The sequence below is a fragment of the Microcoleus sp. B3-A4 genome (assembly GCF_036705385.1).
In the GTDB taxonomy this organism is placed as follows: domain Bacteria; phylum Cyanobacteriota; class Cyanobacteriia; order Cyanobacteriales; family Microcoleaceae; genus Microcoleus.
The window spans coordinates 1-25069 of record NZ_JAUBUI010000020.1; the positions used below are offsets into that span (position 1 = coordinate 1).

Below are 25069 nucleotides of genomic sequence, written 5' to 3' on the forward strand. Positions count from 1 at the left end.
ATCGAGTGAATATGCTTTCATTAGCTTTGATTACACAATGATATTTTATTATTCTTAATTGTACCTCATAACAGCGGGAACCGCTGTAACAATTGATGACATACTCTACAAGCGCTCACTGGTGATTGTTAGCCAGCCCCTAAACAAGCCTAGTTCAGAGATAGTTGGCGTTCTTTTCTGGGATTCCTTGCTAAGTCAAGTTTTGGGAGTTGGGCCGAATTTACCCAAAAACAAAGATGGTAAGCCTAGAGAAAAAGTCGCAGTTTTTCTGGATGAAACTCACCGTTTACCTGTTGGTAAGCTGGGGGATTCAGGTGATTATTTGCGTCAGTTTGGTGTAGGTTTAATAGAAATTACTCCGGCGGTTGTAGATACTGCCAGATGGGAAAAGAATAAATCGGTGTGGCAAACAATCATTTCTCTCACTCCAGGGATTGATGCTGTTACTAAAGAAATATACGAGCATCTTCCTCCCATTCCACAGGATGATGTTACTATTCGGACTTATAAGGATGCTCAAGGAAGAACAAGAATTGGGTATGAAATTAATGATAAATCCTCTCAAAAACAGGGAAATGATAATCCCGGGGTGTCTTGGCGTTCTCTCCAATATACGGGTAATAGAACAGCCTTACTATGGTTGAACAACAATAAGACTCTTTTCTGGATTGACTTTGAAAGTGAACTTTTAAAGCACATTGATAGCTTACTCGAAGATGCAATTTCCCCCAAGGCTTCAAGGGCTGTAAAAGCAGCCGTAGATTATGCTCTTGGATTGGTAAAAGAGTTTCGCGTGTAGTCGTGTCATGCTTTTGATGGAAGTGCGATCGCCCTTCATGTCCAAAAGTGCGTGAAGCGTAGTTATCCCGTAGGGAATCGGTCTTAATCTAACTTCCCTAACTCTTTATATTTATCTGGGTTTAAACAGTGCTGGACGCACTCCGACAAAGAAACCGGGTTTTTTACCGAATTTACCGTGTGTAACGAAGTATTTCGTAAAAAAACCCCGTTTCTGAGCTTCCACAGGGACGGGCAAGATGCCCATCCCACAAGAAAACAAACTCTTTGTGGAACAGACATCTTGCTTGTTCTAGATGACTGCAAACAACTACAAAAAAACAGACTCTTTGTGGAACAGGCATCTTGCCTGTTCCTGACAAAAAACCACACAGATTACGAATCTCGCTCGAGCTTCAGCACAGCCATAAAAGCCTCCTGCGGCACATCCACAGTACCCACAGACTTCATCCGCTTCTTACCCTTCGCCTGCTTTTGCAGCAACTTTTTCTTCCGCGAAATATCACCGCCGTAACACTTCGCCAACACATCCTTCCGCAAAGCCGGAATGTGTTCCGAAGCAATCACCTTCGCGCCAATAGTCGCTTGAATGGGAACCTTAAATTGATGGCGGGGAATCAACTCCTTGAGTTTTTCAGTCAATCCGCGGCCCACATTATAAGCCTTATCCCGGTGTACGATCATCGCCAAAGCATCAACCGGATCGCCATTAATTAAAATGTCCATTTTCACCAACGGATTTTCGCGGTAGCCAATTATGTGATACTCCATGCTCGCATAGCCGCGCGATCGCGATTTCATCTGATCGAAAAAGTCAGTCACCACTTCCGCCAAAGGCAACTCGTAAACCAGCGTAGTTCGGCCTTGACTCAGATACTTCATATCCATAAAAATGCCCCGCCGACTTTGAGACAGTTCCATCAGCGCGCCCACATAAGTTTCTGGCGACAGCATTTCTACCCGCACATAAGGTTCCTCAATTTTCTCGCGATACTGAGGCTCTGGCAAGTGGCTGGGATTGTCGATTGTTAACACTTCCCCTTTAATTGTTGTGATTTGATAAACCACAGAAGGAGCCGTAACAATCAAATCCAAATTGTATTCTCTCTCCAGTCTTTCTTGCACAATTTCCATGTGCAGCAAACCCAAGAAACCGCAGCGGAAACCAAATCCCATCGCACTCGAAGTTTCCGGTTCGTAAGAAAGCGCCGCATCGTTGAGTTCGAGTTTTTCTAAAGCTTCCCGCAAATCGGGAAATTGGTCAGCATCGATCGGGAACAAGCCGCAAAAAACCATCGGCTTTGCCTCTGTATAACCCGGCCAAGGCTCCGGTGCAGGCTTTTTGACCAAAGTAATCGTATCGCCGACGCGAGCATCAGCTACTGCTTTAATTGCCGCGCCCAGATAACCCACTTCCCCGGCGTGCAGTTCGTCTACTTGAACTTGAGTCGGTGAAAGGATGCCCAATTCATCGATGACATATTCCTTACCCGAAACCATCAACAAAACTCGATCGCCCTTTTTGACACTTCCGTCCATCACCCGGAAATACACAATTACCCCGCGATAAGGGTCGTAATAACTATCAAAAATTAGCGCCCGCAGCGGTTTGTCAACAGTATCCTGCGGCGGCGGCACCAATTCGACGATCGACTCCAAAATCTCATCTATACCAATTCCTTCCTTAGCCGAAGCCTCAATCGCCCCGCTACAGTCCAGACCGATAATTTCTTCAATTTCCCCTTTTACCCGTTCCGGTTCTGCCCCCGGCAGGTCAATTTTATTTAAAACTGGAATAATTTCCAAATTATTTCCCAAGGCAAGGTAGACATTTGCCAAGGTTTGTGCTTCTACGCCTTGAGATGCGTCTACCACCAGCAGCGCCCCTTCGCAAGCAGCGAGCGATCGCGACACCTCGTAAGAAAAATCCACGTGTCCGGGAGTGTCGATCAGGTTGAGCACGTACTCCTGACCGTCCTTGGCAGTGTAATTCATCCGAGCCGCTTGCAGCTTGATCGTAATGCCGCGTTCGCGTTCGAGCTCCATATTGTCTAAAAACTGCTCCTTCATCTCCCGTGCTTGCACAGTCCCAGTCGCCTGCAACAGGCGATCGGCCAAGGTGGATTTTCCGTGGTCGATGTGAGCAATAATCGAAAAATTACGAATGCGAGATACAGGGACGTTAGTCATGTTTTTTATCGAAGAGCTAATCGGCAAAGGATACTTTTTGTTGTATGATCACACAAGCAAGAGTAGAGTGCTTACTTCAACCTCTTACTGGGGATTGAGATGAAACCACAACTGAGGCAAACCTCAAGAGTATCAGTTATTAGCCTTTCAAGTGTCCAAACGAGCCCGGACACCCAAAAGGAAAAAACTTTTCTCTCTCTCATTGTACAGAAAGCGGTTAAGCGGTTGAGGAAAGGTTGGGTGCAAATCAGGGACTTCCAATATCTAGTCCAGTCGGTTGTCATCAAAAGAATTGAAACTTAAGAATTAAAACTAGGATTTTTAAACTATGAGCGAATCAAGAATACCTTCCCACAGTTCGTCAGAAAAAGTCGAACTGTCTATCCATATCGATTCTGAACTGCTAGACCAAATTAAGCACTTGACGAATGACCCCAGCAAAGTCATTGAAACAGCAATCAAGCAGTGGCTCAGAGGCGAGCGCCGCGAAGACGAACTGGCTCTGGGTTTGCGTCGCAACCCCCCAGTCCCGCCACGCGGTGAGTGGAACGACTGAGGCGATCTCGCCCCAGGCGGCGCGCGCAAATCTGCGGGCTGTGAAATTTAGATCGCGGGGGCGATCTCCTGCAGATTTCGTGGCTAAAGCTACAGGTGGTGGGCGAGTGAACTCGGCTAAATCACAACCTCGGAACTATTTCAGGTGAGGGAAAAAATGCGTGAGCCATTCCCTGACTAGAGTTGTTCGCAGCCTCATATTTTGGCGTAATTTTCACACTAGATAGTTAATCGGTGCAGATTCCTAATTTCTCAATCTTAAATTTTATCTTTAAATTACCCAAAACGGCTGAGAACGAATAGTTTTGAGTTGTGAGTTGAGTTCAGAATTAAAGAATTAATATTTGATGAGTTGATTAATCACTCAAAAGTCAACAGTAGAAGCCTAATTTTTTTGCCAGTTGTGAGTTTTGAGCTATTAATGTTTTAATTAAAAAGCCAACAACTTTTTAATTAATAACTCACAAATTAACAGTAGAAGTCCCAAAAAATGGGAAGTTTTGAGTTCATTATTAAAAACTCAATACTCCGAAATCCGAACTACTTTCATCCCCTACTCTGATGGACTCTAACACAGATTTCCGGCGATCGAGCCTCGCCTCTACAGTTTTTTTTCAAGAGTTAGGGGCAGAATTAGTATTTACCCAAGACGCCTCTGGTCGATATCTATCTTTTTACTGGCAAAAAGCCGAGCAGTACAACCTTACAGCAGAACAAATTGTCGATCGCCCTCTCAGCGAAACCCTGCAACCCCTCGCCCCTGCGCCTTATCTCGATATCCTGCGGCGGGTACTCGAAACCCTCGTACCCCAAAGGTTCAGCTATCCATTTTGCCACGCCGGACAATATTTTCTCTTCGATTTGACACTCACTCCGGTGATCGACTCAAACGGCAAAGCTGCAAAAGTCTTAGTTATGGGAAGGCTGCTGTCTGACAAACCCACAGACAAACGGCCCGACTCCCCAGAATTCATGCTCTATCGAGCTTTGCCGTCCCCTTGGGACGCCCGCCAACTAATGTCGCTTCCAGCGAGCCGTATCCCCGCTCGATCGCTCCCTCCCTACTCGGAAATCGACCGTAAAGTCATCTCCCAAATCGCTCAAAACCTGCACAAAACCCTCGATTTAGACACAATTTGGCAGCAAACTGTTAACAGCTTGGGTCAAGTTTTGAACGCGAGTCGCTGCATCATCTGTTCCTACAAAAAAGACAGCGAAAATCTCGAAACCTCCCCATTCCTTGCCTCGGAAAATCAGCAAAAATCGACCGCAGCAGCCGAATTACAACAGTCAATAGCTAGCGACCTCTCGCCCCCGCTTTCTGCAGCTCAAATCGAAAATCTCCAATCGAAAACTTTTAAAGTAGTAGCTGAGTACCGCCAAGAAGCTTACTCTTCTATGCTGGGATTAGAACTGCGCGCAGCCGAACAGCCAGGGTGGATTCAAACTTTAGCCACCTTAAAACCAGTAGCAGTCGATTACGCCTCCCCCGCCGCCGATCCCTTCCACCGCCATTCCGTACTCGTAGCAGCTACCTCCTATGAAGACCAACCCAATGCACTGATATGTTTGCACCGCTGCGGCAGTTCCCCGAAATGGAGTCATGTCGAACTCGAATTCGCCCGCGAGTTAGTCGCTCAAGTCGGCAGTGCGATCGCCCACGCTACACTTTACCAAGAATTAGAACAGGCCCGCGCCGAAGCCGTGGCTCTTTCCCAACTTAAAAGTCAATTTCTTGCTAATACTTCTCACGAACTCCGCACCCCCCTCAACGGCATCCTTGGCTTCCTAAAACTGCTTATGGACGGCATGGCAGATGACCCCGAAGAAGCGCACCAATTTATCGAAGAAGCTTACCGATCAGCAGTACATTTGTTCAATGTGATTAACGATATTTTGGATGTCGCTAAAATCGAAGCTGGCAAAATGGAGTTAGACCTCGCTCCCGTCAAACTCGGTGAACTGTTGCAACAAGTTGAGAATTTTACACGGGTTCAAGTCGAGCAAAAGCGATTGCAATTTCAAATCCAAAAACCCCCTGTGGAGGACGAGATTATTGTGTACGGCAACTACCAACGCCTGCTTCAGGTAATCTTGAACCTCACGGGCAATGCGATTAAATTTACCGGGGAAGGGGGAATTCGCATCAGTGCCGAGGTTATTAAGAAAAAGGTGACAGTTCACAACCAGCAGTTCCCCGGAATGGTGAAAATCAGAGTTGCTGATACTGGCATTGGCGTTTCTCTCGACAAGCAGGATAAATTATTTGAGTCGTTTTTTCAGGTGGACGGCGCTCGTACCAGGCAATACGGCGGCACAGGTTTGGGATTGGCTATTTCTCAAAAACTGGTAGAAGCAATGGGGGGTACAGTAAATTTTTACAGTATGGGGGAAGGGCTGGGAGCGACTGTTACTTTTACGGTGCCGCTTTATCAAGAACCACTATTTAAAAATTAATCATCGGCCGTCAATCATCGGTAATCGATTATCTGGACGTTGAAGGAATCAGCAAGAAGCAAGAAGCAAGAGACAATCAGGAATCAGGAAAAAAACAGCTATAGCGGTTCTAAACTTTCGTGAGGTACTCGCCAGCTTTCTTACCAATTACCAAACTGTACGTTACTTATAAAAATCGCTATATTCGTGTATCTGTGAGTTCCGTTTCGTGAATAAAGGTCATCGATAATTGATAATTATCTTACAACACAGTTCGATCGTCCCTGTATCAATTTTAACTTTTGTCCATCGCCAATCTCCCTCCTTGGGTGCTTGCAACTGAGATCGATCGCCCCCGCCACTTCCGACCCCACCCAGAATTCGCATCAATGGAATCCGGGGGGTACGGATAACAAAGCTCATCTTTATTTGTGCGCCGGGATCTCACAGATCCGAGTAAACCCGCGCACACCGCCAGCTTTACAAAAACTTAATGCCAGCTTATACGACTGATTCAGCTTCCCAACCCCCTACTGTAAAGGATTATTAAGCATACTGGACGCTCTCAGTTCTCTGGGAAAACCATAAAGATCTTGTAAAGACACCGAAACTACTTAGTAATGTTTAACGGCGTGTGGGAAGATTTAAGTAGAATTACGTAATCCCTAAGTCGGCCAGCGGCAGGCTGGCAAATTCAGTAAATTCCTGCTCTGTTGGCAGAATGGTAAACTTTTGCCAGTCTATTAGAAAAAGGGTTGCTATGAATCAGCAAATATCACCTCAATCGCAAAAACTTTTACTCCAAATTGGCAGAAAGATTCGTCGAACCTTGGATCTCGATAGCATCTGGCAGCAAACAGTTAACAGTCTGGGAGAAACACTAGGCGTCAGCCGCTGCATCATTTGTCCCTATGAAAGTTCTAGCCTGCAAGTCAAAGTAGCTGCTGAATACTGCCAAAAACCATTTTTACCCATGCTGGGAATGGAAATTTCCCTCACAGCAGCACCTCATTTCATTCAAGCTATAGCCACCCTCGAACCGGTGGTAGTAGAGTCCTTTGCAGCCAATGACCCTTTTGGGCCGCAGTCGCTGCTAGTGGTGGCTACGGCTTATCAACAGCAAGCTAACGGCATAATTAGCTTGCATCAGTCCAAGGGCCGATCGTCGCGGAAGGGTAAGAGCGATCGACCTTGGACTCAATCGCAGATCGAATTCGCACAAGAACTTGCCGAGCAAGTAGGAAGTGCGATCGCCCTCGCCACCCTCTATCAAGAGCGCAGCAAGCGAGTACAAGGACTATCCCAGCTCAAAAAGCAATTTTTGTTGAAGGCGTCCCACGAGCTCCGCACTCCCCTAAATCACATCATCGGTTATCTACAACTAACCATAGACGATCAAGCTGACGATCCGGTAGAGGAGAGAGATTTTATCCAAGAAGCTCACCGTTCGGCTATCCACCTTTCTAAGGTAATTTCCAATATCTTAGATTACATTGAGTTAAGTGAAGCTTGCCAAACTCACGCAGAGTTAGCCAATTTCAGGAGTCAGGATAAACCTGGGCATCAGTAAACCTTCTAGTGGCGTATTTAGCAAGTCTAATATTTACCGCGCCCACAAGTTTTACCCTGGAAAAAGCTGACACTTTATCGATAGATTCCCTCACTAAATTCGGTAGCTGGTTCATCAATTATTTTTAGGGAATTATAGTTTTACACAGTACACAATAGCAACTACTGCACGTAGTAGCCCGGTGTATTTATCATATTATGTCTGCTCGAACGACTCCCATCAAATAGGTTATTTGATCGGAAAGGATATTGCAAGCATAAGATTGCACTTTCGCCCTTTTAATGATTTTAACTTGTGCTTGATAGAATTACCCACTGCCCTTTTTTTTCGGAGTTTTTGGAGGGCTGACATAGCGCGCCCAAAAAGGTTCCTCCATATCTTTCATCGCTGCTAGTTTTTGGCGCTCTTCCTCTATGCGCTTGCGTTCTGAAAGATCGGAAAATATGTTGATACTGCCGACAGTCTGGCCGCCCGCATCTCGCACCCGTGCGGCCCAAAGCCAAACATCGATCGAACTACCGTCTTTTTTCAACAAAGATATTTCCAAACCGTTTTGCGGTTTGCCATTAGACGCAGACTTTAGCAGCGCGTAAAAATCTTGCTTTTGGCCTTCAGGAATATTCGGTAAAGGTTTCCCTAAAACCTCAGCCGCAGTCCAGCCAAAAAGTTGTTCGGCGGCGCGGTTCCAAACAACGGTATTGCCGTCATTGCTGGTACAGTTAATCGCCAGCGGCGCCGATGCTATCTGGGCTTGCAAAACTTGGTTAACGAGTTGCAGTTTCAATTCTACTTGCTTGCGATCGGTAATTTCCTGACAAGCGCCCCACAAACGGACAACCCGTTCAGCAGTTTTGTCCCACACCACTTGCCAGTAGTCCCGCACCCAGCGCACCTCGCCTTTTTGATTAATAATGCGATACTCATTAGCTCCAGTGCGGCTGAAAGTACAGCCTTCTAATTGTTTAATTAACATTTCCCTGTCGTCGGGATGAACGACTTCGGAGTTCCACCAACCAAACGACTCTAATTCTTCAGGAACGATCCCCGTGCAGCGCTCAAAAGCTTCTGTCGCCCACTCGCAGGCGAACTTGCCGTCGGGCAGTCCTTTAAAAGAATAGGCAAAATCCGAAGTAATTTGCGACATAACTCTGTAGTGGATCTCCGACTCTCGGACGGCAATTTCCGCTTGCTTTCGTTCCCCTATTTCCCGCGAATTAATTATAATTCCCTGCACGCTAGAATCGTAAAGCAAACTGTTACCTATCGACTCCATGTAGATCCAAGAACCGTCAGCGTGGCGTTTCCGATATTCGATTGCCCCCCCAATTCCTGGAGATTCTAACAACTTACCAAAATACGTCTGCCAAGCCAGCAAATCGTCTGGATGGATTAACTCGCCGTGAAATTTGCCAATTCTTTCTTCTGGGTTGTAACCCAAAAGCCGCTGTAGAGCTCCGCTGTGGTATCGAACTCGCCCATCCGAGCCAACAATGCTAATTAGATCGGGAGAATTACGCAGCATAGCTTGCAGTTTTGCTTCACTTTTAGTTAATGCTTGAGTGTCCCTGCGATGCTGGCTGATTTGTTTTTCCAACTGCTCTCGTAGCTGTCTGATTTGCCCTACTTGCTGGGCCACAGTGCGTTCCAAGAGGCGATTATTTTTTTCACTTTCAACCAGCTTGGCCGCGTTATTTGTTGCGCTTTCAAACAAGCGACTGCCTGCCATTTCCTGTAGAGAATTTGATAAATCTTCCAAAATTTTTGTGAAAACTGCCTGTTGCGGCTGTGGCAATTCCCTAGCTTGTTCCTGCAATGTTTCTAAGTGTTTGTAGACAGTTTCTAGCATTTTATTAAGGGGGGAATCTAATAGTTGCCTGCGGGTGCAACCCCTAAAAAGCGGACACAAGTTTTTTCAACATAACCCATAACTAAGACTGGTGTCTGGCGATCGACCCATCGCGCTCTCAATAACCAGGCATTTTGGGACTTTATCTTCAAATCATAGCAACCGATAGAGAAAGTAAATTCTTGTTGCGCCCTAATTGCCAGCCCAGCAGCACCCCCAACAAGTGCTCGCCAGGAGTGCGGGTAACTCCCCTACCCAGTGAATGTGGGGCTTCTCGCGGTTAAGCTAAACTAGATGGGTGTCAAGAGAAAGAGGGATTTATGACAGAGCAAGCCAACGCTCGCGATTTGTTTCGCGCTGCTTACGAACACCGCTATACCTGGGATGCCAATTTTCCCGGTTACAGTGCCGATATTGAACTCAAACAGGGCGACGAAGTATATACGGGTCATGTTTCCATCAAACCCGACATGAGCGTGGAAGTCAGCGGCATTGAAGATGAGGAAGTGCAGCAAAGCGTCTACACCCAAATGCGCGATATTGTCACCCACCGCAAACGCTCGACATTTGAAAAATCTCACGGCAAAAATACCTTTACCCTAGGCGAGAAGGACAGCACTGACGCTGTGGACATCTTGGTGCAAGGCGACTCAATGGGATCGAATTATAAAATCCGAGGTCTCTCAATTTGTCAAGTCAGCCGGGTGATGGGCCGCATGGCTTTCGTAATTGACACGCACAAAAGCTTAGAGACACCCGAAGGTTCTTTGGCCACCCACTACGATGCCGTTTTCCGCAACCCCCAAACAGACGAAATCATCAGAGAACTCGAATTTGAAGATACCTTTGAGAAGATAGGCGACTATTATGTCATGACAAAGCAAGTAGTTCGAGCAAAAGAAAAAGGTCAACTGACAACAACCGAGTTCAACTACTCCAACGTCAAACTGCTAGAACCAGCAGTAGTGTAGCGCGATCGAAAACCCAATTTCTTAAATAAAACGGGTTTTTTTGGATAACGTATCAGAATCAACTTGATTTGGCAGCAAGTAACGCTACGATCGAACGAGAGAGCGAACTCTGATCGAGCATCAGCGTGACAGAAACCGGGTTTCCTGCAGCCAGCTCATCTGAGTACGCAAGTCTTTTTTCAAGAAACCCGGTTTCTTAAATCTCGCGCGGTTGAGAATGCTGTCCTTGAGTCAAATCGAACTTTCATCAACTGCAAGAAATCATCACAGAGGCGAAATATGACACTAGCACTAACCAGAGATAACGTCGAAACAGTTCTCGATGAAATGCGCCCCTACCTGATATCCGACGGTGGCAACGTCGAACTCGTAGAAATTGACGGCCCAGTGGTACACCTGAGACTGCAAGGAGCTTGTGGCTCTTGCCCGAGTTCCACAATGACTCTGAGAATGGGCATTGAACGTCGCCTGCGCGAGGCTATCCCAGAAATTGCCGAAGTCGAACAGGTAATGTAATTAGTCAGTTGGCAGTTGGCAGTTGGCAGTTGACTGTTACCAGTTGACGTTTGACAGTTGACAGTTGACTGTTACCTATTACCAGTTGACTGTTGACTGTTACCAATTACCAAATTTAATTACCAATTACCAAATTTAATTACCAATTACCAAATTTAATTACCAATTACCAATTACCAATTACCAATTACCAAATTCAATGTCTCACCCCCTTTATGTAGCCTTCATTTGGCACCAACACCAACCACTCTACAAATCCCGAGTATCAGGTAGCGCAGGAGCAGCCCAGTACCGACTGCCTTGGGTGCGCTTGCACGGAGTCAAAGACTACTTGGATTTAGTGCTAATGCTGGCAAAATATCCCAACCTGCATCAAACTGTAAACTTGGTTCCTTCCTTGATTTTACAGATAGAAGACTGCATCGCAGACAGAGCATTAGACCCTTACTTGGCGGTGACATTAAAGCCAACAGAAACTTTAAATATCGAAGAACAAGAGTTCATTTTAGAACACTTCTTTGACGCCAATTACCACACCCTGATTCAGCCACACCCCCGCTACGCTCAACTCTACACTCAGCGGCAAGAAAAAGGCATTCAGTGGTGTTTGGGAAACTGGAAATTGCAGGATTTTAGCGACTTGTTGGCCTGGCACAATTTAGCTTGGATTGACCCGCTGTTTTGGGACGACCCCGAGATTGCAGGGTGGCTGAAACAAGGACAAAATTTTAGTTTGGTAGACAGAAAAAACATCTACTCAAAACAAAAAGAAATCCTCGCGCGCATCATTCCCCAGCACCGTAAAATGCAAGCTGAGGGACAGTTGGAAGTCTCCACAACCCCCTACACCCACCCGATTTTACCGCTGCTTGCCGACACTAATGGCGGCCGCATAGCCATTCCAAACATGACCCTGCCACAACACAGGTTTCAGTGGGAAGAAGATATTCCCCGACACCTGAGAAAAGCCTGGGAAATGTATGAAGATCGGTTTGATTGCCAACCGCGCGGTTTGTGGCCGTCGGAACAAGCAGTCAGCCCGGAAATTTTGCCCTACATTGCCAAACAAGGCTTTAAATGGATAGTCTCGGACGAAGCAGTATTGGGGTGGACAATTAAACACTTTTTCAACCGCGACGCGACAGGGAATGTCTACGAACCAGAATTCTTATATCGCCCTTACCGTTTAGAAACTCCTGACGGCGATTTAGCTATAGTATTTAGAGACCACAGATTGTCCGATTTGATCGGGTTTACCTACGGTTCGATGGAACCGGAAAAAGCAGCATCAGATTTAGTGGGACACTTAGAAGCGATCGGCAGAACTCTCAAACACCGACAGTCCGACGGCCAAACCGCTTTAGAAAATCCCTGGTTAGTTACGATCGCCCTAGACGGCGAAAATTGCTGGGAATTCTATCCCCAAGACGGCAAACCGTTCTTAGAATCCCTCTATCAAACTCTCAGCGATAATCCAGATATAAAATTAGTCACAGTCTCAGAATTTCTCGACCAATTCCCAGCAACCGAAACAATTCCCGCAGCCCAACTGCACACCGGTTCCTGGGTGGACGGTTCCCTCACAACTTGGATCGGCGATCCCGCGAAAAATCGCGCTTGGGACATATTAGGGCCCGCCAGACAAATGCTGGCAAACCATCCAGAGGCCACAGAAGAAAGCAACCCAGAAGCTTGGGAAGCGCTTTATGCGGCCGAAGGTTCCGACTGGTTCTGGTGGTTTGGCGAAGGCCACACGTCGAACCAAGATGCCATGTTCGACCAGCTATTTCGCGAACACGTAGCGGGGATTTACGAAGCTCTCGGCGAGCCCGTACCCCCGGAAGTGCGGCGACAAGTAGAGGTGCACGAGGTTCAAGGCGACCACCTGCCGCTGAGCTTTATTCACCCGGTGATTGACGGTATCGGCAACGAACAGGATTGGGACAAAGCCGGCCGGATTGAAGTTGGGGGAGCAAGGGGTACGATGCACCGGAGTTCGGCAATTCAGCGGCTTTGGTACGGGGTTGACCACTTGAATTTTTACATTCGCGCCGACTTTAAGGCAGGGGTGCGGCCGGGAATTGATTGCCCTCCTGAGTTAAATTTGTTCTGGTTTTATCCCGATCGCACGATGAATAACAGTGTGATTCCGCTGTCGGGTTTGCCCGACGAAGCACCGCTAAACTACCGATTCCACCATCAGTTAGAGATTAATTTGCTGACGAAATCGATTGCGTTTCACGAAGCAGGAGAGGGCGATGAGTGGCAGCCGCGCCTCACCCGGGCCCAAGTGGGATTGGATAAATGTTTGGAGATAGCAGTGCCCTGGGCGGATTTGCAGATTATGCCCGACTGGCAGGTGAGGCTGATTGCAGTTTTATCGGAAGGGGAGCGTTACTCTACCTGTATGCCGGAAGATGCTTTGATTGCGATCGGAATGCCGTAAAAAGTCATTAGTCATCAGTCATTAGTCATTAGGCTGTAGGGGCGGGTTTAACAAACAAAATAGAACAGCAAACCCAAATACCTATAAACCCGCCCCCCTAACTGAATTAGTCAACAGTCATCAGTCATTTTGTGAACGAACAAACAATTAAATAATTATCAACTTTTATTGCATATGGGCTTCTACTCTGGCTGCCTAATGCCTTTATCCTTTCGATATCGTCCGGTCGATATAGGGCTATAAAATTTGTTTGTAGTGACGACTTCAGTCCTCATAAACAAGAGAACTGAAGTCCTCACTACAAACCGTATAATGGTTGATTTACCGTACATCATATCATTAGTCATGGGGAAATTAACACACTAATGAGCCGCATTTTACTCTTGGTCGATCGCCACCAACAACTTAATTTGCCACTCGCCCACCTCAACACCGAGCATGAGGTGAGCGCACTCGATCGCGGTTTAGATCCAAACTCCGACTTTCCCTTTCCCCAAATCGCTTTTGACTTGTGCATTCTCGACGAGGCAAATTTATATCGCATCGGGCCGCTGGTAGAATCATTAAAAGCTGCCGCCGAGCCGATATTTTTACCGTTCTTGCTTGTTAGTAAATCCCAAACGCCTGCTCTTTTTGAGCAGCCCTTTTCGCAGCAGGCAAAACAACTCGAACGCACAATAGACGATTTGATAGTAAGTCCCGTCGAACCCGCCCAACTGCACTTGCGGGTAGAAAATTTGTTGGCCCGCAGGCGGCTGTCGCTAGAACTCCACAGACTTCAGGAAGTAATTAAAGAAAGAACTTTTACAGAAAGTTTGTTAAAGGACTCGCTGCAAACGGCAAACGAAAACCTGCAACGGGAAATCGCCAAGCGGGCCGAGGTAGAAACTGCACTGCGAGAAAATTCCTATCTCGACTCGCTGATCAATGCCATGCCAGATATTGTCTGCTTCAAAGATGGCGAGGGCAGGTGGCAGGAGGCAAATCAAGCCCTATTGGAAGTGTTCGAGCTAGAAAAGATAGACTACCGCGGCCTCAAGGATTCTCAGCTAGGAGAACTCAGCAGTTTTTACCGCGAACCCCTACAGGCCTGCGAGGTGAGCGATAGAGAAGCGTGGGAAAAAGGTGAGCTTTCTAGGGGAGAAGAAGTGATTCCCCGATCGGACGGTACTGTGAAAATCTACGATGTGATTAAAGTACCTGTATTTCACCCCGACGGCAGACGCAAAAGTATAGTGATTTTGGGTCGCGACATTACCGAACACAAGCAAACTAGAGACGAACTCGTGCGCTTGACATCGATTGTAGAGTCTTCCGACGACGGCATCGTAGGCAAAACCCTCGCCGGGACAATTCAGAGCTGGAACGCAGGAGCAGAGAAGATTTACGGCTACTGTGCCTCGGAAATCAAGGGGCAGTCGATCGAGATTTTAGCCATACCCGAACGCCCCAAGGAAATGCCTCAAATATTGGAAAATATTAGGGCGGGAGCCAGCATCGACCATTACGAAACCGTGCACTTGCGGAAAGACGGTCAACAGATAGATGTGTCCCTGACGATTTCTCCGATTAAAGACGCCACTGGAGCGGTAACAGGGGTTTCGACAATCTCTCGCGACATCAGCGACAGCAAGCGAGTCGAAAAAGCCTTTGAACAACTCCGCCACCAAACAGAAATGATTTTGTTCTCCGCAGGAGAAGGAATTTGTGGGTTGAACAAAGAGGGAAAAGTAACTTTTGTCAATCCTGCGGCGGTGAGAATGGCTGGGTGTGAATCGAAGCAATTGATCGATCGACCACTCTATGAAAGCTTACACCGTTCACAGGAAGAATGCTCAAGGGCGATCGAGCAACTGTCACCTGCAACAGATATCAATTCAGGCTCTGAACTTGTCCCAAACTGCGCCGCACAGCAGGCGGGCAAACTGCTGCGAAACCGGGTAAGTTCTCAAATTTTAGCCACCTTGGAAGACGGAGAGGCGCGGCGCGTCACCGATGAGGTTTTTTGGCGGCGAGACGGGAGCAGTTTTCCGGTTGAGTACGTTGTCGCTCCGATGCGAGAAGAAGGCGAAATTATTGGAGCTGTAGTGACTTTTAAAGATATCACGGAGCGGCTTGCCGTCGAGCGCATGAAAGATGAATTCATCTCTGTTGTCAGCCACGAACTGCGGACGCCCATGACTTCGATTCACGGCGCTCTCGGCCTCCTCAACAGCGGCCTGCTTGACGCTTACCCCCAGAAAGCCAAGCGGATGCTGGAGATTGCTGTCACTAACACTGACCGGTTGGTGCGCTTGGTCAACGACATCCTAGATTTAGAGCGGATGGAGTCAAGTTACAGCACTGCCGTCAAACAAACTTGCAATGTGGCTGACCTGATGTTGCAGGCGGCTGACGAGATGCAGGGAATGGCTCAGCAGGCGGGAGTTACTCTGTCGGTGAAGCCTGTGGGGGCGCAATTGCAAGCTGTTCCCGATCGGCTAATTCAAGCCTTGACAAATTTACTCAGTAATGCTATAAAATTTTCTCCTTCTGGCGCGACGGTTTGGCTGAGCGGGGAGTTGACCCACAATCTGGATTTGGCAGAAAAAGCAGCGCACAAGTCGGTGTCGTCTCCGTCTTTGTTGTCTCCTGACTCTGCCACCGCGCCTCCGCACTTGCTAGTTCCGAGCTCGTGGTACATCGTGATTGCTGTGAAAGACCAAGGGCGGGGTATTCCGCCAGACAAACTGGAGATGGTCTTTGAACGCTTTCAACAGGTTGATGCTTCTGATTCTCGCCAGAAGGGAGGTACTGGTTTGGGGCTGGCTATTTGTCGCAGTATCGTGCAGCAGCACGGGGGGCGGATGTGGGTGGAGAGCGTTTTGGGGGAGGGCAGCACTTTTTTCTTAAGTCTGCCACTTCTCAGGGAGGGGCTTGCAACTGAAAGTTAATTTCTACCCAGGTGTACCCAAAGTTACTGATTTTGTGCAGATTGTTTGTCGATGACTCGATCAAACAATCTCAGCCTCTTCTGCTGTTTGGGCACAGCAGGCAAAAAGCGGGATTTGAGGTCGAAAAGCGGCTTTTTTTGGGTGGGATATTTTACAGCAACCGCGCCAGACGGTTAGGACGTTCTTAGTTGAAACCCTGCCTGTCGATGGCAACTTAGGTCTTCCTTTTTCCTTCTTTCTTCAACATCTGCTATACAGTTTTGAAAATTTACTGTAAAGTCCGATCAGGTAAGAAAATTCGCTTTACAAAATATTCACATTTCGCCTCTAATCTGTGATCAGTTCTCATTCCTAAAAAAATGTTAATTTTGACTGCCAAGCGCATCTTGGTTATTGACGATGCGGAAGATATTCGGGAAGTAGCTCAAGTCAGTCTTGAGGTGGTGGGGGGCTGGGAAGTCCTGACAGCAAGTTCGGGCCGCGAGGGCGTTGCTAAGGCTCTTGCCGAACAGCCTGATGCTATTCTATTGGACGTGATGATGCCCGATCAAGACGGGCCTACTACTTTTCTACAGTTACAAGCTAATAAGGCGACGCAGCACATTCCGGTAATTTTATTGACAGCTAAGGCTCTGGCTGGGGACAGGCGGATGTTCGCGGATTTGGGGGTGGTGAGCGTGATTGCTAAGCCTTTTGAACCGATGTTTTTGGCGGCTCAGGTCGCTGAGGCTTTGGGCTGGGAGCAAGAATAGATCGATCGCCCGCCTTGAATTGTGCAGCTTTTTAAGCAGTAGTTTTGCAGGCAAAGAGAGCTAAAAAAACTTGGTTTCTTTGGTATGGTTCCTTAGATCCAATCGGGGCCATCGGACAGGATATATGTAGCGACTTAGGCGCCGTACCTTTCGTCCTGTCAGCTTAAGACTAAAAACCGCAGTCCCGCAGAGGCGTTTCAACCCTGCCGATCTTTGAGGTGAAATTGACACAAATAGGTGATGCCTAAGTCCCTATTTCTAGGGCGTTCATTTAACCGGATTCGGCCTCAGCCATAAGCTCAGTATTCTTACTGATTTATCGGGAAAATATAAGCTGGCAGGGTTATTTTACTTTTTGTAACAACTGGCTCGTCTTCATAAGTTCTTCAGGTTTTAGTTTTAAGTTAAAACAGAAGGTCAGGGATCGCTCCTGACTGTTGGCAGACACATTGGGAGAAGACGACTATGCCCTCAGCTTACATTTTGCTACTAATAGTTTCTCTGACAGCAGTCTGGATTTACTGGCAAACCTCTCAAGATATTTTTGTTCTTGTAGCTTGGGCCGGGCTGGGTTGTTTTATTTGGGGTTTCTCTTGGGCTCCTTGGAGCGTTCAGCTTCTGATTGTGGTGTTGCTGTTGGGTCTCCAAAAGTTCTACTTGCGAAACGCTCAAAGTTGTGAGTGAAAGAGATTTTTTATTTTGGTGTCTGAAGTTGAGATGCACCGGCACTCGTCAATCTTTGTAATGATTCGGTTATCGCTGCATTATCTGAAAGAAGGTTTAAAATATCATGAATAGTTGCCCTTGTTGCTCCTCTAAATTGCTCCGCCACGCTCGCCACAATCGCGTTTATTGGTTCTGCTCGCACTGCTGGCAGGAAATGCCGGATCTGTCGGAGATGATTTTAGGTAACAGTGCGGGAACTCACAAAGGAGACGGTTTGGTGAAACATCAGGCTTTGACTCCTAAACTGAAGATTTTAAATTCGGTAGGAATTGCTTAGTTGGCTGGAGTTAGTCTCGCGATAAATATTGAGACGGAAAAGATTTTTGATTGTGTCATTTGTTGGATTTTTTAATAAAAATACAAAAGCCCCTGCCGTGTGAAGCGAAGGGGACTTATTAGCGGGGGGGCTTTTGTACTTGTGATGGGGTCGATCGCCCGACTGAATTTCAGCTATTGTATGCAGTTAAGCTGATTACATTAAACCGATTTGAGAGAGAATGCCTTGACCGGTGAGGAATTCGGTAGCTAGACCGATAACGAAGCCCAACATTGCCAAACGGCCGTTCCAGGTTTCAGCGAACTCAGTAAAGCCCAACTTTGCGTCTTTGTTTTCCATGACCAGAAACCTCGTTTAATTTCAACCTTCGGTAACTAAACTTAACACAGCATTACCAAGTTTGCAACATATTTTTACATTTACTGTTCAAATGCCGGAGATAAGCGGGATGGGCCTGCAGCCAGAGGTGCTCGCGGGGAGGGGGAGATTGACATCGAGCTTGGCTGTCTGCTAGGCTTGAGCGACATAATTGGGTCATCAAAATTCCAGTGCCGAGCGTGGGCTGCTGTCTCACCTATCGTATATGTATCTTTTTTTATACATATGCTTCAATATGTGATTAGTAAATAACATTGCTAAGTATTTATCTAAATATCTATTGCAGTTGTTTATTAATCTCATATAGATGTATACATATAAGAATCTTTACATATACGGTAGATGAGACATCAGCTCACACCGAGCGTCACCTAAAAAGTGTTTGCTTAGTGTGAGTTGTTCTCATTTATGAATTTCCAGATAGAAAATTATCCACATAAGATAAGTAAATTAGAAGTAGCATTAATCCCTACTTTTAAATCTTATTTATTTGGGAATATTCATCTCTTGCCAATCCTTAAGCAACACTCCTTATGTGCTGGATCACTGATGTTTCAACGCAGTTGTAAACAACAAGCACAAGGAAACCGAAATGAATCTAAAGCAGAAGCATAACAAGAAGCAAAAGCTTATCGATGATTATGGTCATAACTGTTGGTGGTGCGGTAAATGTCTTCCAGAAAATCAACTGACTATCGAACACTTGCGGCCCAGAAGCCGGGGTGGATCTGACAGTCTAGAAAATCTACGACTTGCTTGTCTTTCATGCAACCAGTCTCGCGGAAACAGTCTCTACCCTCCAAACTGGGTAAGGGGTAATTGTCTATAGGTAACATCTCAATTCACAAACCCGGTTTTTCAAATCAACCGGGTTTGACCCGGAAATAAAAAACCATAATCTACCCTAAGCGATCGAGAGAAGGAAATAACAAAGATGGCTATGAACAATAACGAACGAGTTGGCAATGCTTTAAACTTTCTCTGTCAGAGATTGTACCCTTATGTGGAACAACAAATGCAAGCATTTTACGGAGAGCGCTGGCTGGCAAAGGCTCAAGATTGCTTGGTCAACAATAAAATACCCAAAAGAAAAATAATAGATAATATTCTCCGTGAAGATGTTTTGACCCTGTTATCAGTCATGTCAAAGCAGTGGGATAATGTCTTCAAAAGGCATCTAACTCCTTTTGAAAATGCTCTAGTGATTGAACTTATAGAAGTCCGCAATAATTGGGCGCACAATTCCTCATTTTCCAGTGAAGACACCTATCGCGCTCTCGGCAGTATTGCAAAACTACTTAAAGCTATATCTGCCTCTGAGGCAGATATTAAAGAAGTAGAAAAGCAAAAACAAGATGTCATGCGACTTCTTGTTGCTCAAGAGCAAACTCGTCACGAAACTAAAAGTTCTTCTGCTGAAGAATCTCGCTGTAGAGCAAGTTTAGCAGAATTACTACAAACACTAAATTTTCAGGATGCTTCTCTGTTAAATCAGGCACTTACTCACCGATCATTTCTTTTTGAAAATCCGAAAGAAGCAAGTGAAGACAACGAGCTACTAGAGTTTCTCGGTGATGCCTTGTTAACTTTCCTGAGCGCTGAGTATCTCTATCGTGATTATTCAAATAAAAGTGAGGGTGAACTGACTCGCATACGTTCTGCGTTAGTAGATAAGGCACAGTTAGCGAAGTTTGCGAGCGAGTTCGACATTGGCAAATGGATGCGGTTAAGCAACGGTGAAGTAACAAGTGGAGGAAGAACGAAGAACACGCTGCTTAGTAACACTTTTGAAGCTGTTATCGGCGCGTACTTTCTCGATTCTGGCATTGAGGCTGTCCGGGATTTTGTAGAACCGCTATTTACGCCAGTAGTGGAAGAACTTATTTCTTCTGGGTCAGAACCGGACTCTAACATTCCTGGAGACCCGAAAAATCAGCTTCAGGAATGTGTACACCAGAAGATCGGGCCAATTACCCCTCAATACATCACAATCCAGGAGGCAGGGCCAGATCACGCTAAAGAATTTACTGTGGAAGTGCGTATAAATGGACAAGTATACGGTCAAGGTAGCGGTCGCAGTAAAAAAGAAGCTGAAAAACGTGCTGCTGAAGTCGCACTAAAAAAAGTCCGGCTAATATAGAGACGTTTTCGATGCTATTAATTTCCCAGCAAGTCAAGACATAAAAATGTACAAACTTCCAAAATTTAAAAATGAATCACTCCTCATTCGCGCGCTCACTCACCGTTCCTACGTTAACGAACACCCAGAAGCAGGCGAACACAACGAGCGACTCGAATTCCTCGGCGACGCCCTGCTAGGTTATCTAGTTGGCGAAGTCTTGTACAAGCGCTATGAAGATTTTAGCGAAGCTCAATTAACTCGGTTGCGCTCTGGATTAGTCGATCAGAATCAGCTAGCAAAGTTTGCTGAGCAACTAGGTATAGGCAAGTTAATGCGCCTGGGAAAAGGGGCAGAACAAGATAAAGGTCGCCAAAATCCCTCTTTGCTTTGCGATACTTTTGAAGCGATTATTGGTGCGTACTATCTCGACTCAACCATTACACCTGTCCGCGCCTTTGTTAAAAAGCTGTTTATTCCAGTTGCTGATAGTATGATTTACCCTCAGTCCGATGCTGGGCAAAAAAACCTTGTAGACTCTAAAAATCGATTTCAGGAGTGGGCTCTGGCAAAATTCGGTCAAAACCCCGAATATTCAATCATTGATGAGGAAGGCCCGGATCATGCCAAAGAGTTCACTGCTGAAGTGTATGTCAGCGGTAAAATGTACGGTGTTGGCAGGGGTCGTCGCAAACAAGATGCTGAGAAAAATGCGGCAGAAGATGCCCTAGCAAAGCTGAAAAAACCCGGACTGATCTAAACTTGAAAACATGGGTAAAAACTACTAGCTTTTTTGTGCGATACGGGCGTTGGCGAAGCCCTCGAAGACGATCGCCCGAATTGATTGCCAAAGCACACAATGGGCTATAATCAAGACTTGCGTAAGTGTTACCGCCGTCGATTGAGGGTTGCAATCACAGAAATTCGTTGACGAGTGCCCGATGGTCGATCGTAATTTTGGGAAATATCAGAGCAATTCATGTCTACTCACAACCCGACTACTCTAACTGTTGAAGAAGCACAGCAAATCCTCAAAGATTTCACTTGTCTGGATATGCAATCTGTAGCATCGCCCCTCGAAAAAAAAGCCCTCCGTCAAGCGATTTTGCTGGTAGCAAGTTTGTCGGATTATCAAATGTTGGGAGTGTGTGCTTCTTCGACGGATGAGGGATTTTTAGCTTTAGAAGCTTATTTAAAAGCTTTGGGATATCAAGCTGTTTTAGATCCCAATGCTGTCTCGGCCTTTGCTGGTTCGGTTTATATTAAGTTCAATACTTTGAAGGGTTCGTATTATGTTGACGGCTATCCCGGAACTTACCGGGGCGTTTTGGTGTCGTGCCAATCTTCCTCAGAAGGTGGAGTTAGCGGAACTTACGGTCATTTACCTCTCGATTTATTTGTTGATTAATTTGTCAGTAGTCAGTCGATCGATTAAATTGAATTAAACACCGACTGATGCACCTTACTAAGCTGTAAGCTGTGTCAGCCGATCGCCCTTCGATTCATTTGAATCAAACACCGACTGACGCACCTTACTAAAATTAACCCTTGCCAACGCTCAATTCCGGCTCTTGTTGCGGTGCGGTTTCTTCGGGTGGCAGTCCCAAAATATCGCTGTACAAGTTGATGTATTTCCGGGCCGAAATATCCCAGCTAAAATCTTCTCTCATGCCGCGCTGTTGCAGTTCTCTCCACTTATCTTTGTAGCGGAAACCTTCCCAAGTTCTGATCATGCAGGTGAACAAATCAAGGGGTTCGTAGCGATCGAAACAGTAACCTGTACCAGTATTGTCGATCGGGTTGTTGTGGGAAACGGTATCGACTAAACCGCCGGTGCGGCGAACCATTGGCACGCACCCGTAGCGGAGGGCGAGCATTTGGCTGATGCCGCAAGGCTCGAAACGGCTCGGCATCAGGAAGCTGTCGCAGCCTGCGTAAACGCGCCGGGAGAGGGCCTCGTTGTAAAGTAGTTGGGTGGACATCCGGCCGGGATAGCGGGCTGTCATTTGCCAGAGTTGGGTTTCGTAGTAGCGATCGCCCGTTCCGAGTACAATAAATTGAGCGTCGGTATAGGCCATGAACAGATCGAGCATTTGAATTATCAAATCTAATCCCTTCTGTTCTACCAGCCTTGTCACCATGCCGATCAAAAAAGCATTTTTATTCACTTCCAAACCGACTTCTTCTTGCAGCGCAATTTTATTAGCGGGGCGCTTTTCAATAGTATCAACACTAAATTGTTGATGGAGGTACTTGTCAGTGGCGGGGTTGTAAGATTCTGTATCAATTCCGTTCAAAATGCCCGATACTTTACCGCCGATGTAAGACAGCAAACCTTCCAAAGTTTCCCCATAAGCTGGGGTTTTGATTTGTTCGGCGTAAGTCGGCGAAACAGTATTTACTCGATCGGCAAACTGTACTGCGGCAGCCATTGTATTGTGACCTTGCATATACCAAGGACACCAAGTCATCTGCTCCAAACGCCAGCGCCACGGCCCTTGATAAGCTAAATTGTGAATAGTAAAAACCGTGCTGATATCCGGGTCTTGGCTCATCCAAACAGGTATCATCCCCGTATGCCAGTCATGACAGTGGATAATTTGGGGCTTCCAATGATTCCAGGCAAATTCAGCCGCAGCATTGGCAAAGAAAGTGAACCTCCAATCTTCATCTAAACCGCCGTAAACGCGGCGCGGCAAGAAAGATGGATGTTGTAATAAGTATAAAGGTACATCGGTTCCCGGCAAAACACTTTCAAAGACCGAGAAGCTTTGGAACATGGCAGACCCATCCCAAACAGGTTTTTTGGGAACGTCCATTTTGTCGGGGATGAAACCGTAGTAGGGCATGAAGATGCGGACATCGTGTCCCATGCGCCGCAAAAATTTAGGCAAAGCGCCGACGACATCGCCCATACCGCCAACTTTGGCGAGGGGTGCTGCTTCGGCGGATACAAATAAAATACGCATTATTTTTTTGTGTTCCTTGAAATTGTTAGTCTAGATTAAGTTTAAATGGCGAGCGACACAATATTAACGCGCCGTCCAAAAACAAGTATAAATCTAAGTTGCTGTAGCGATCGCAGTTTACTCAAGTATGCGATCGCCCTTTTTCCATCCGCGTCGCTGTGCGGTGAAAAAAAGAGCAATCGCCCGTACTCTCTTCCCGCGAGAATTTTCACGATCTAATCAAATTTATCTGTCACTTTCTGAGGGACGGTAAACATCAAAAATTGTATGCACTCTGCTCACCTTTACGCATTAGTAAAACTGCACGCAAAGCCATCAGTATGTAATTAAGGAAATAGCGATCGCCTTTTTCCTCCCCTCTGATAAAAAGAGCGATCCTCTTCGAGGGCTTCGCCAACGCCCGAATCACATATTACGGACAACGGGAGCATCTCAATGAAAGCAGCCAAGCTAGAAATTGCAGTTTTGAGGCAGGAGACAGGAGACAGGAGGCAGGAAGAAAGAAGAAGAAGGAAGGAGCCACAAGAAGTGTTTTTACAAATATGATATGCTCTCCCGATAACTCCCGACTAATTCTGAGAATTGTCCTCAAAAGTCTCCTCAAATCCCGCTAGAAAATCATCCAAAGCTTCAGAGGCGATCGCCAAATTAATATTATCAGCATCTTCCCATCCCCACGTATTCACCCCAACCACTTGACCTGCCATATTAATCAGCGGCCCGCCGGAATTGCCCGGATTAATCGCCGCATCAGTTTGCAACACCTTCACCTCAGCAACATCATCTTCGTCGTCGCCTTCTTCATATTCCTCGGGTTCGCGAATTGCACTCACAATACCTTGAGTTACAGTTGAAGCATACTGCCCCAAAGGATTGCCCACAGCAATTACTCTATCTCCCACTTTCACATCAAAAGACAACTCTAGGGGAGGATATTCTTGGGGAGAATCCACTTGTTCCCCTGTTTTCGGGTCGAAGGTAAAATCGCTAATTAAGAGTAATGCTAAATCTTCTTCAGCATTACCAGTAAACACCACCTCGGCCAATCTCAATTTTCCGTCGTGAGTTTCGACTAAAACCTGTTCGATTTCATCTTCTTCATAGAAGTAATCTTGATCGGCAATATCTTCTACAACGTGATAGTTCGTGACAATTATGTCCGGCGATACAAAGAACCCGCTTCCAGAAGAAATCTCTTCTTCTGTATCCCAATCCATGACGTAAATTGACACTACCGACGGCAAGACTTGCTCGACTACATCCGACAAATTTCCTGCTTGAGTTTTGAACTCTTTCACTTGCTTCTGCAAAGCTTGTTGGTCTGCCTGCATTTTGCTATACAGTTGCTGAACCTTTTTCAATTCCAGCTTTAATTGAATTTCTCTAGCGCTCATATTGGGCTTTTACCTGAAATAAATTGCTGATTAATTTTGGATGTTTGATTGTAGATTGTGGATGGGTAGGTTAAGAATTATACGACTTACGAAAAAAAACCGGTTTTTACTATAAATCTTGGGCTATACAGCGAGACTTACACCAGAAACCGGGTTGCTTAACACCCGTGCGGAGTGTCCTAAATTAGTCAGA

General features: G+C 46.3%; 21 protein-coding genes. 15 read left to right on the forward strand and 6 right to left on the reverse strand.

Going from position 1 to position 25069, the window contains the following annotated elements; genetic code table 11:
* Nucleotides 1–58: 58 nt before the first annotated feature.
* The gene (locus tag QUB33_RS10970) at nucleotides 59–799 is read left to right on the forward strand and encodes a hypothetical protein (protein WP_333350271.1); all 741 of its coding nucleotides are present in this window, start codon (nucleotides 59–61) and stop codon (nucleotides 797–799) included.
* Nucleotides 800–1173: 374 nt separating this feature from the next.
* Here QUB33_RS10970 and lepA read toward each other — a convergent pair whose 3' ends face one another.
* Nucleotides 1174–2988 carry a translation elongation factor 4 gene (lepA, locus tag QUB33_RS10975; protein WP_333350273.1) on the reverse strand — a complete coding sequence of 605 codons (1815 nt, stop codon included), beginning with the start codon at nucleotides 2986–2988 and terminating at the stop codon, nucleotides 1174–1176.
* Nucleotides 2989–3316: 328 nt separating this feature from the next.
* Between lepA and QUB33_RS10980 the strand changes: the two genes are divergently transcribed.
* The 3 genes from QUB33_RS10980 to QUB33_RS10990 all read left to right on the forward strand — a co-directional run bounded on the left by QUB33_RS10980 (nucleotide 3317) and on the right by QUB33_RS10990 (nucleotide 7549).
* On the forward strand, nucleotides 3317–3544 hold the full coding sequence (locus QUB33_RS10980; RefSeq protein ID WP_006632513.1) for a type II toxin-antitoxin system CcdA family antitoxin: 228 nt from the start codon (nucleotides 3317–3319) through the stop codon (nucleotides 3542–3544).
* Nucleotides 3545–4104: 560 nt separating this feature from the next.
* The gene (locus QUB33_RS10985) at nucleotides 4105–6000 is read left to right on the forward strand and encodes an ATP-binding protein (protein ID WP_333350275.1); all 1896 of its coding nucleotides are present in this window, start codon (nucleotides 4105–4107) and stop codon (nucleotides 5998–6000) included.
* A gap of 739 nt (nucleotides 6001–6739) precedes the next feature.
* Nucleotides 6740–7549, forward strand: coding sequence for a GAF domain-containing protein (locus QUB33_RS10990; protein WP_333350277.1), 810 nt, complete (start codon nucleotides 6740–6742; stop codon nucleotides 7547–7549).
* A 307-nt stretch (nucleotides 7550–7856) separates the two neighbouring features.
* On the opposite strand, the gene QUB33_RS10995 is transcribed toward QUB33_RS10990, so the two are convergent.
* A complete protein-coding gene (locus tag QUB33_RS10995) occupies nucleotides 7857–9395 on the reverse strand; it encodes a PAS domain S-box protein (protein WP_333350279.1) in 1539 nt (512 codons plus the stop codon).
* 320 nt (nucleotides 9396–9715) lie between these two features.
* Between QUB33_RS10995 and QUB33_RS11000 the strand changes: the two genes are divergently transcribed.
* From QUB33_RS11000 to QUB33_RS11030, 7 genes are all read left to right on the forward strand, one after another.
* The gene (locus QUB33_RS11000; RefSeq protein ID WP_333350282.1) at nucleotides 9716–10366 is read left to right on the forward strand and encodes a DUF3386 domain-containing protein; all 651 of its coding nucleotides are present in this window, start codon (nucleotides 9716–9718) and stop codon (nucleotides 10364–10366) included.
* Between the two features lie 279 nt (nucleotides 10367–10645).
* Nucleotides 10646–10882 (forward strand): NifU family protein, encoded by a 237-nt coding sequence (locus QUB33_RS11005; protein WP_006632519.1) that lies wholly within the window; start codon nucleotides 10646–10648, stop codon nucleotides 10880–10882.
* A 199-nt stretch (nucleotides 10883–11081) separates the two neighbouring features.
* Nucleotides 11082–13328, forward strand: a complete 2247-nt coding sequence (locus QUB33_RS11010; protein WP_333350284.1) for a glycoside hydrolase — start codon at nucleotides 11082–11084, stop codon at nucleotides 13326–13328.
* Nucleotides 13329–13693: 365 nt separating this feature from the next.
* Nucleotides 13694–16261: a PAS domain S-box protein gene (locus QUB33_RS11015; RefSeq protein ID WP_333350287.1), complete on the forward strand. Its 2568-nt coding sequence runs from the start codon at nucleotides 13694–13696 to the stop codon at nucleotides 16259–16261.
* Nucleotides 16262–16620: 359 nt separating this feature from the next.
* Nucleotides 16621–17013, forward strand: a complete 393-nt coding sequence (locus QUB33_RS11020) for a response regulator (RefSeq protein ID WP_006632522.1) — start codon at nucleotides 16621–16623, stop codon at nucleotides 17011–17013.
* 465 nt (nucleotides 17014–17478) lie between these two features.
* Nucleotides 17479–17697, forward strand: a complete 219-nt coding sequence (locus QUB33_RS11025; protein ID WP_333350288.1) for a hypothetical protein — start codon at nucleotides 17479–17481, stop codon at nucleotides 17695–17697.
* Nucleotides 17698–17803: 106 nt separating this feature from the next.
* Nucleotides 17804–18016, forward strand: a complete 213-nt coding sequence (locus QUB33_RS11030) for a hypothetical protein (RefSeq protein ID WP_333350290.1) — start codon at nucleotides 17804–17806, stop codon at nucleotides 18014–18016.
* Between the two features lie 195 nt (nucleotides 18017–18211).
* Here QUB33_RS11030 and QUB33_RS11035 read toward each other — a convergent pair whose 3' ends face one another.
* The gene (locus tag QUB33_RS11035; RefSeq protein WP_006632525.1) at nucleotides 18212–18355 is read right to left on the reverse strand and encodes a chlorophyll a/b-binding protein; all 144 of its coding nucleotides are present in this window, start codon (nucleotides 18353–18355) and stop codon (nucleotides 18212–18214) included.
* Nucleotides 18356–18986: 631 nt separating this feature from the next.
* On the opposite strand from QUB33_RS11035, the gene QUB33_RS11040 reads away from it, so the two are divergent.
* From QUB33_RS11040 to QUB33_RS11055, 4 genes are all read left to right on the forward strand, one after another.
* Nucleotides 18987–19223 carry an HNH endonuclease gene (locus tag QUB33_RS11040; RefSeq protein WP_333297715.1) on the forward strand — a complete coding sequence of 79 codons (237 nt, stop codon included), beginning with the start codon at nucleotides 18987–18989 and terminating at the stop codon, nucleotides 19221–19223.
* A 105-nt stretch (nucleotides 19224–19328) separates the two neighbouring features.
* On the forward strand, nucleotides 19329–20534 hold the full coding sequence (gene rnc / locus QUB33_RS11045; protein WP_333350293.1) for a ribonuclease III: 1206 nt from the start codon (nucleotides 19329–19331) through the stop codon (nucleotides 20532–20534).
* Nucleotides 20535–20580: 46 nt separating this feature from the next.
* Nucleotides 20581–21273, forward strand: a complete 693-nt coding sequence (gene rnc / locus QUB33_RS11050) for a ribonuclease III (protein WP_333350295.1) — start codon at nucleotides 20581–20583, stop codon at nucleotides 21271–21273.
* A 219-nt stretch (nucleotides 21274–21492) separates the two neighbouring features.
* The gene (locus tag QUB33_RS11055) at nucleotides 21493–21921 is read left to right on the forward strand and encodes a DUF1824 family protein (protein WP_333350297.1); all 429 of its coding nucleotides are present in this window, start codon (nucleotides 21493–21495) and stop codon (nucleotides 21919–21921) included.
* A gap of 133 nt (nucleotides 21922–22054) precedes the next feature.
* Here QUB33_RS11055 and glgA read toward each other — a convergent pair whose 3' ends face one another.
* The 3 genes from glgA to QUB33_RS11070 form a co-directional block, all read right to left on the reverse strand.
* A complete protein-coding gene (gene glgA / locus QUB33_RS11060) occupies nucleotides 22055–23482 on the reverse strand; it encodes a glycogen synthase GlgA (RefSeq protein WP_333350299.1) in 1428 nt (475 codons plus the stop codon).
* Between the two features lie 41 nt (nucleotides 23483–23523).
* Nucleotides 23524–23694: a hypothetical protein gene (locus QUB33_RS11065; RefSeq protein WP_333350301.1), complete on the reverse strand. Its 171-nt coding sequence runs from the start codon at nucleotides 23692–23694 to the stop codon at nucleotides 23524–23526.
* A gap of 357 nt (nucleotides 23695–24051) precedes the next feature.
* Nucleotides 24052–24876: a trypsin-like peptidase domain-containing protein gene (locus tag QUB33_RS11070; RefSeq protein ID WP_333350303.1), complete on the reverse strand. Its 825-nt coding sequence runs from the start codon at nucleotides 24874–24876 to the stop codon at nucleotides 24052–24054.
* Nucleotides 24877–25069 lie beyond the last annotated feature (193 nt).

Coding starts and splice junctions, on each gene's coding strand:
- QUB33_RS11005 (WP_006632519.1), top strand. CDS start 10,646: ATGACACTAGCACTAACCAGAGATAACGTCGAAACAGTTCTCGATGAA.
- QUB33_RS11070 (WP_333350303.1), bottom strand. CDS start 24,876: ATGAGCGCTAGAGAAATTCAATTAAAGCTGGAATTGAAAAAGGTTCAG.
- QUB33_RS11010 (WP_333350284.1), top strand. CDS start 11,082: ATGTCTCACCCCCTTTATGTAGCCTTCATTTGGCACCAACACCAACCA.
- QUB33_RS10995 (WP_333350279.1), bottom strand. CDS start 9,395: ATGCTAGAAACTGTCTACAAACACTTAGAAACATTGCAGGAACAAGCT.
- rnc (WP_333350295.1), top strand. CDS start 20,581: ATGTACAAACTTCCAAAATTTAAAAATGAATCACTCCTCATTCGCGCG.
- lepA (WP_333350273.1), bottom strand. CDS start 2,988: ATGACTAACGTCCCTGTATCTCGCATTCGTAATTTTTCGATTATTGCT.
- QUB33_RS10990 (WP_333350277.1), top strand. CDS start 6,740: ATGAATCAGCAAATATCACCTCAATCGCAAAAACTTTTACTCCAAATT.
- QUB33_RS11000 (WP_333350282.1), top strand. CDS start 9,716: ATGACAGAGCAAGCCAACGCTCGCGATTTGTTTCGCGCTGCTTACGAA.
- QUB33_RS10980 (WP_006632513.1), top strand. CDS start 3,317: ATGAGCGAATCAAGAATACCTTCCCACAGTTCGTCAGAAAAAGTCGAA.
- QUB33_RS10985 (WP_333350275.1), top strand. CDS start 4,105: ATGGACTCTAACACAGATTTCCGGCGATCGAGCCTCGCCTCTACAGTT.
- QUB33_RS11030 (WP_333350290.1), top strand. CDS start 17,804: ATGAATAGTTGCCCTTGTTGCTCCTCTAAATTGCTCCGCCACGCTCGC.
- QUB33_RS11020 (WP_006632522.1), top strand. CDS start 16,621: ATGTTAATTTTGACTGCCAAGCGCATCTTGGTTATTGACGATGCGGAA.
- QUB33_RS11055 (WP_333350297.1), top strand. CDS start 21,493: ATGTCTACTCACAACCCGACTACTCTAACTGTTGAAGAAGCACAGCAA.
- QUB33_RS11040 (WP_333297715.1), top strand. CDS start 18,987: ATGAATCTAAAGCAGAAGCATAACAAGAAGCAAAAGCTTATCGATGAT.
- QUB33_RS11035 (WP_006632525.1), bottom strand. CDS start 18,355: ATGGAAAACAAAGACGCAAAGTTGGGCTTTACTGAGTTCGCTGAAACC.
- QUB33_RS11015 (WP_333350287.1), top strand. CDS start 13,694: ATGAGCCGCATTTTACTCTTGGTCGATCGCCACCAACAACTTAATTTG.
- rnc (WP_333350293.1), top strand. CDS start 19,329: ATGGCTATGAACAATAACGAACGAGTTGGCAATGCTTTAAACTTTCTC.
- glgA (WP_333350299.1), bottom strand. CDS start 23,482: ATGCGTATTTTATTTGTATCCGCCGAAGCAGCACCCCTCGCCAAAGTT.
- QUB33_RS11025 (WP_333350288.1), top strand. CDS start 17,479: ATGCCCTCAGCTTACATTTTGCTACTAATAGTTTCTCTGACAGCAGTC.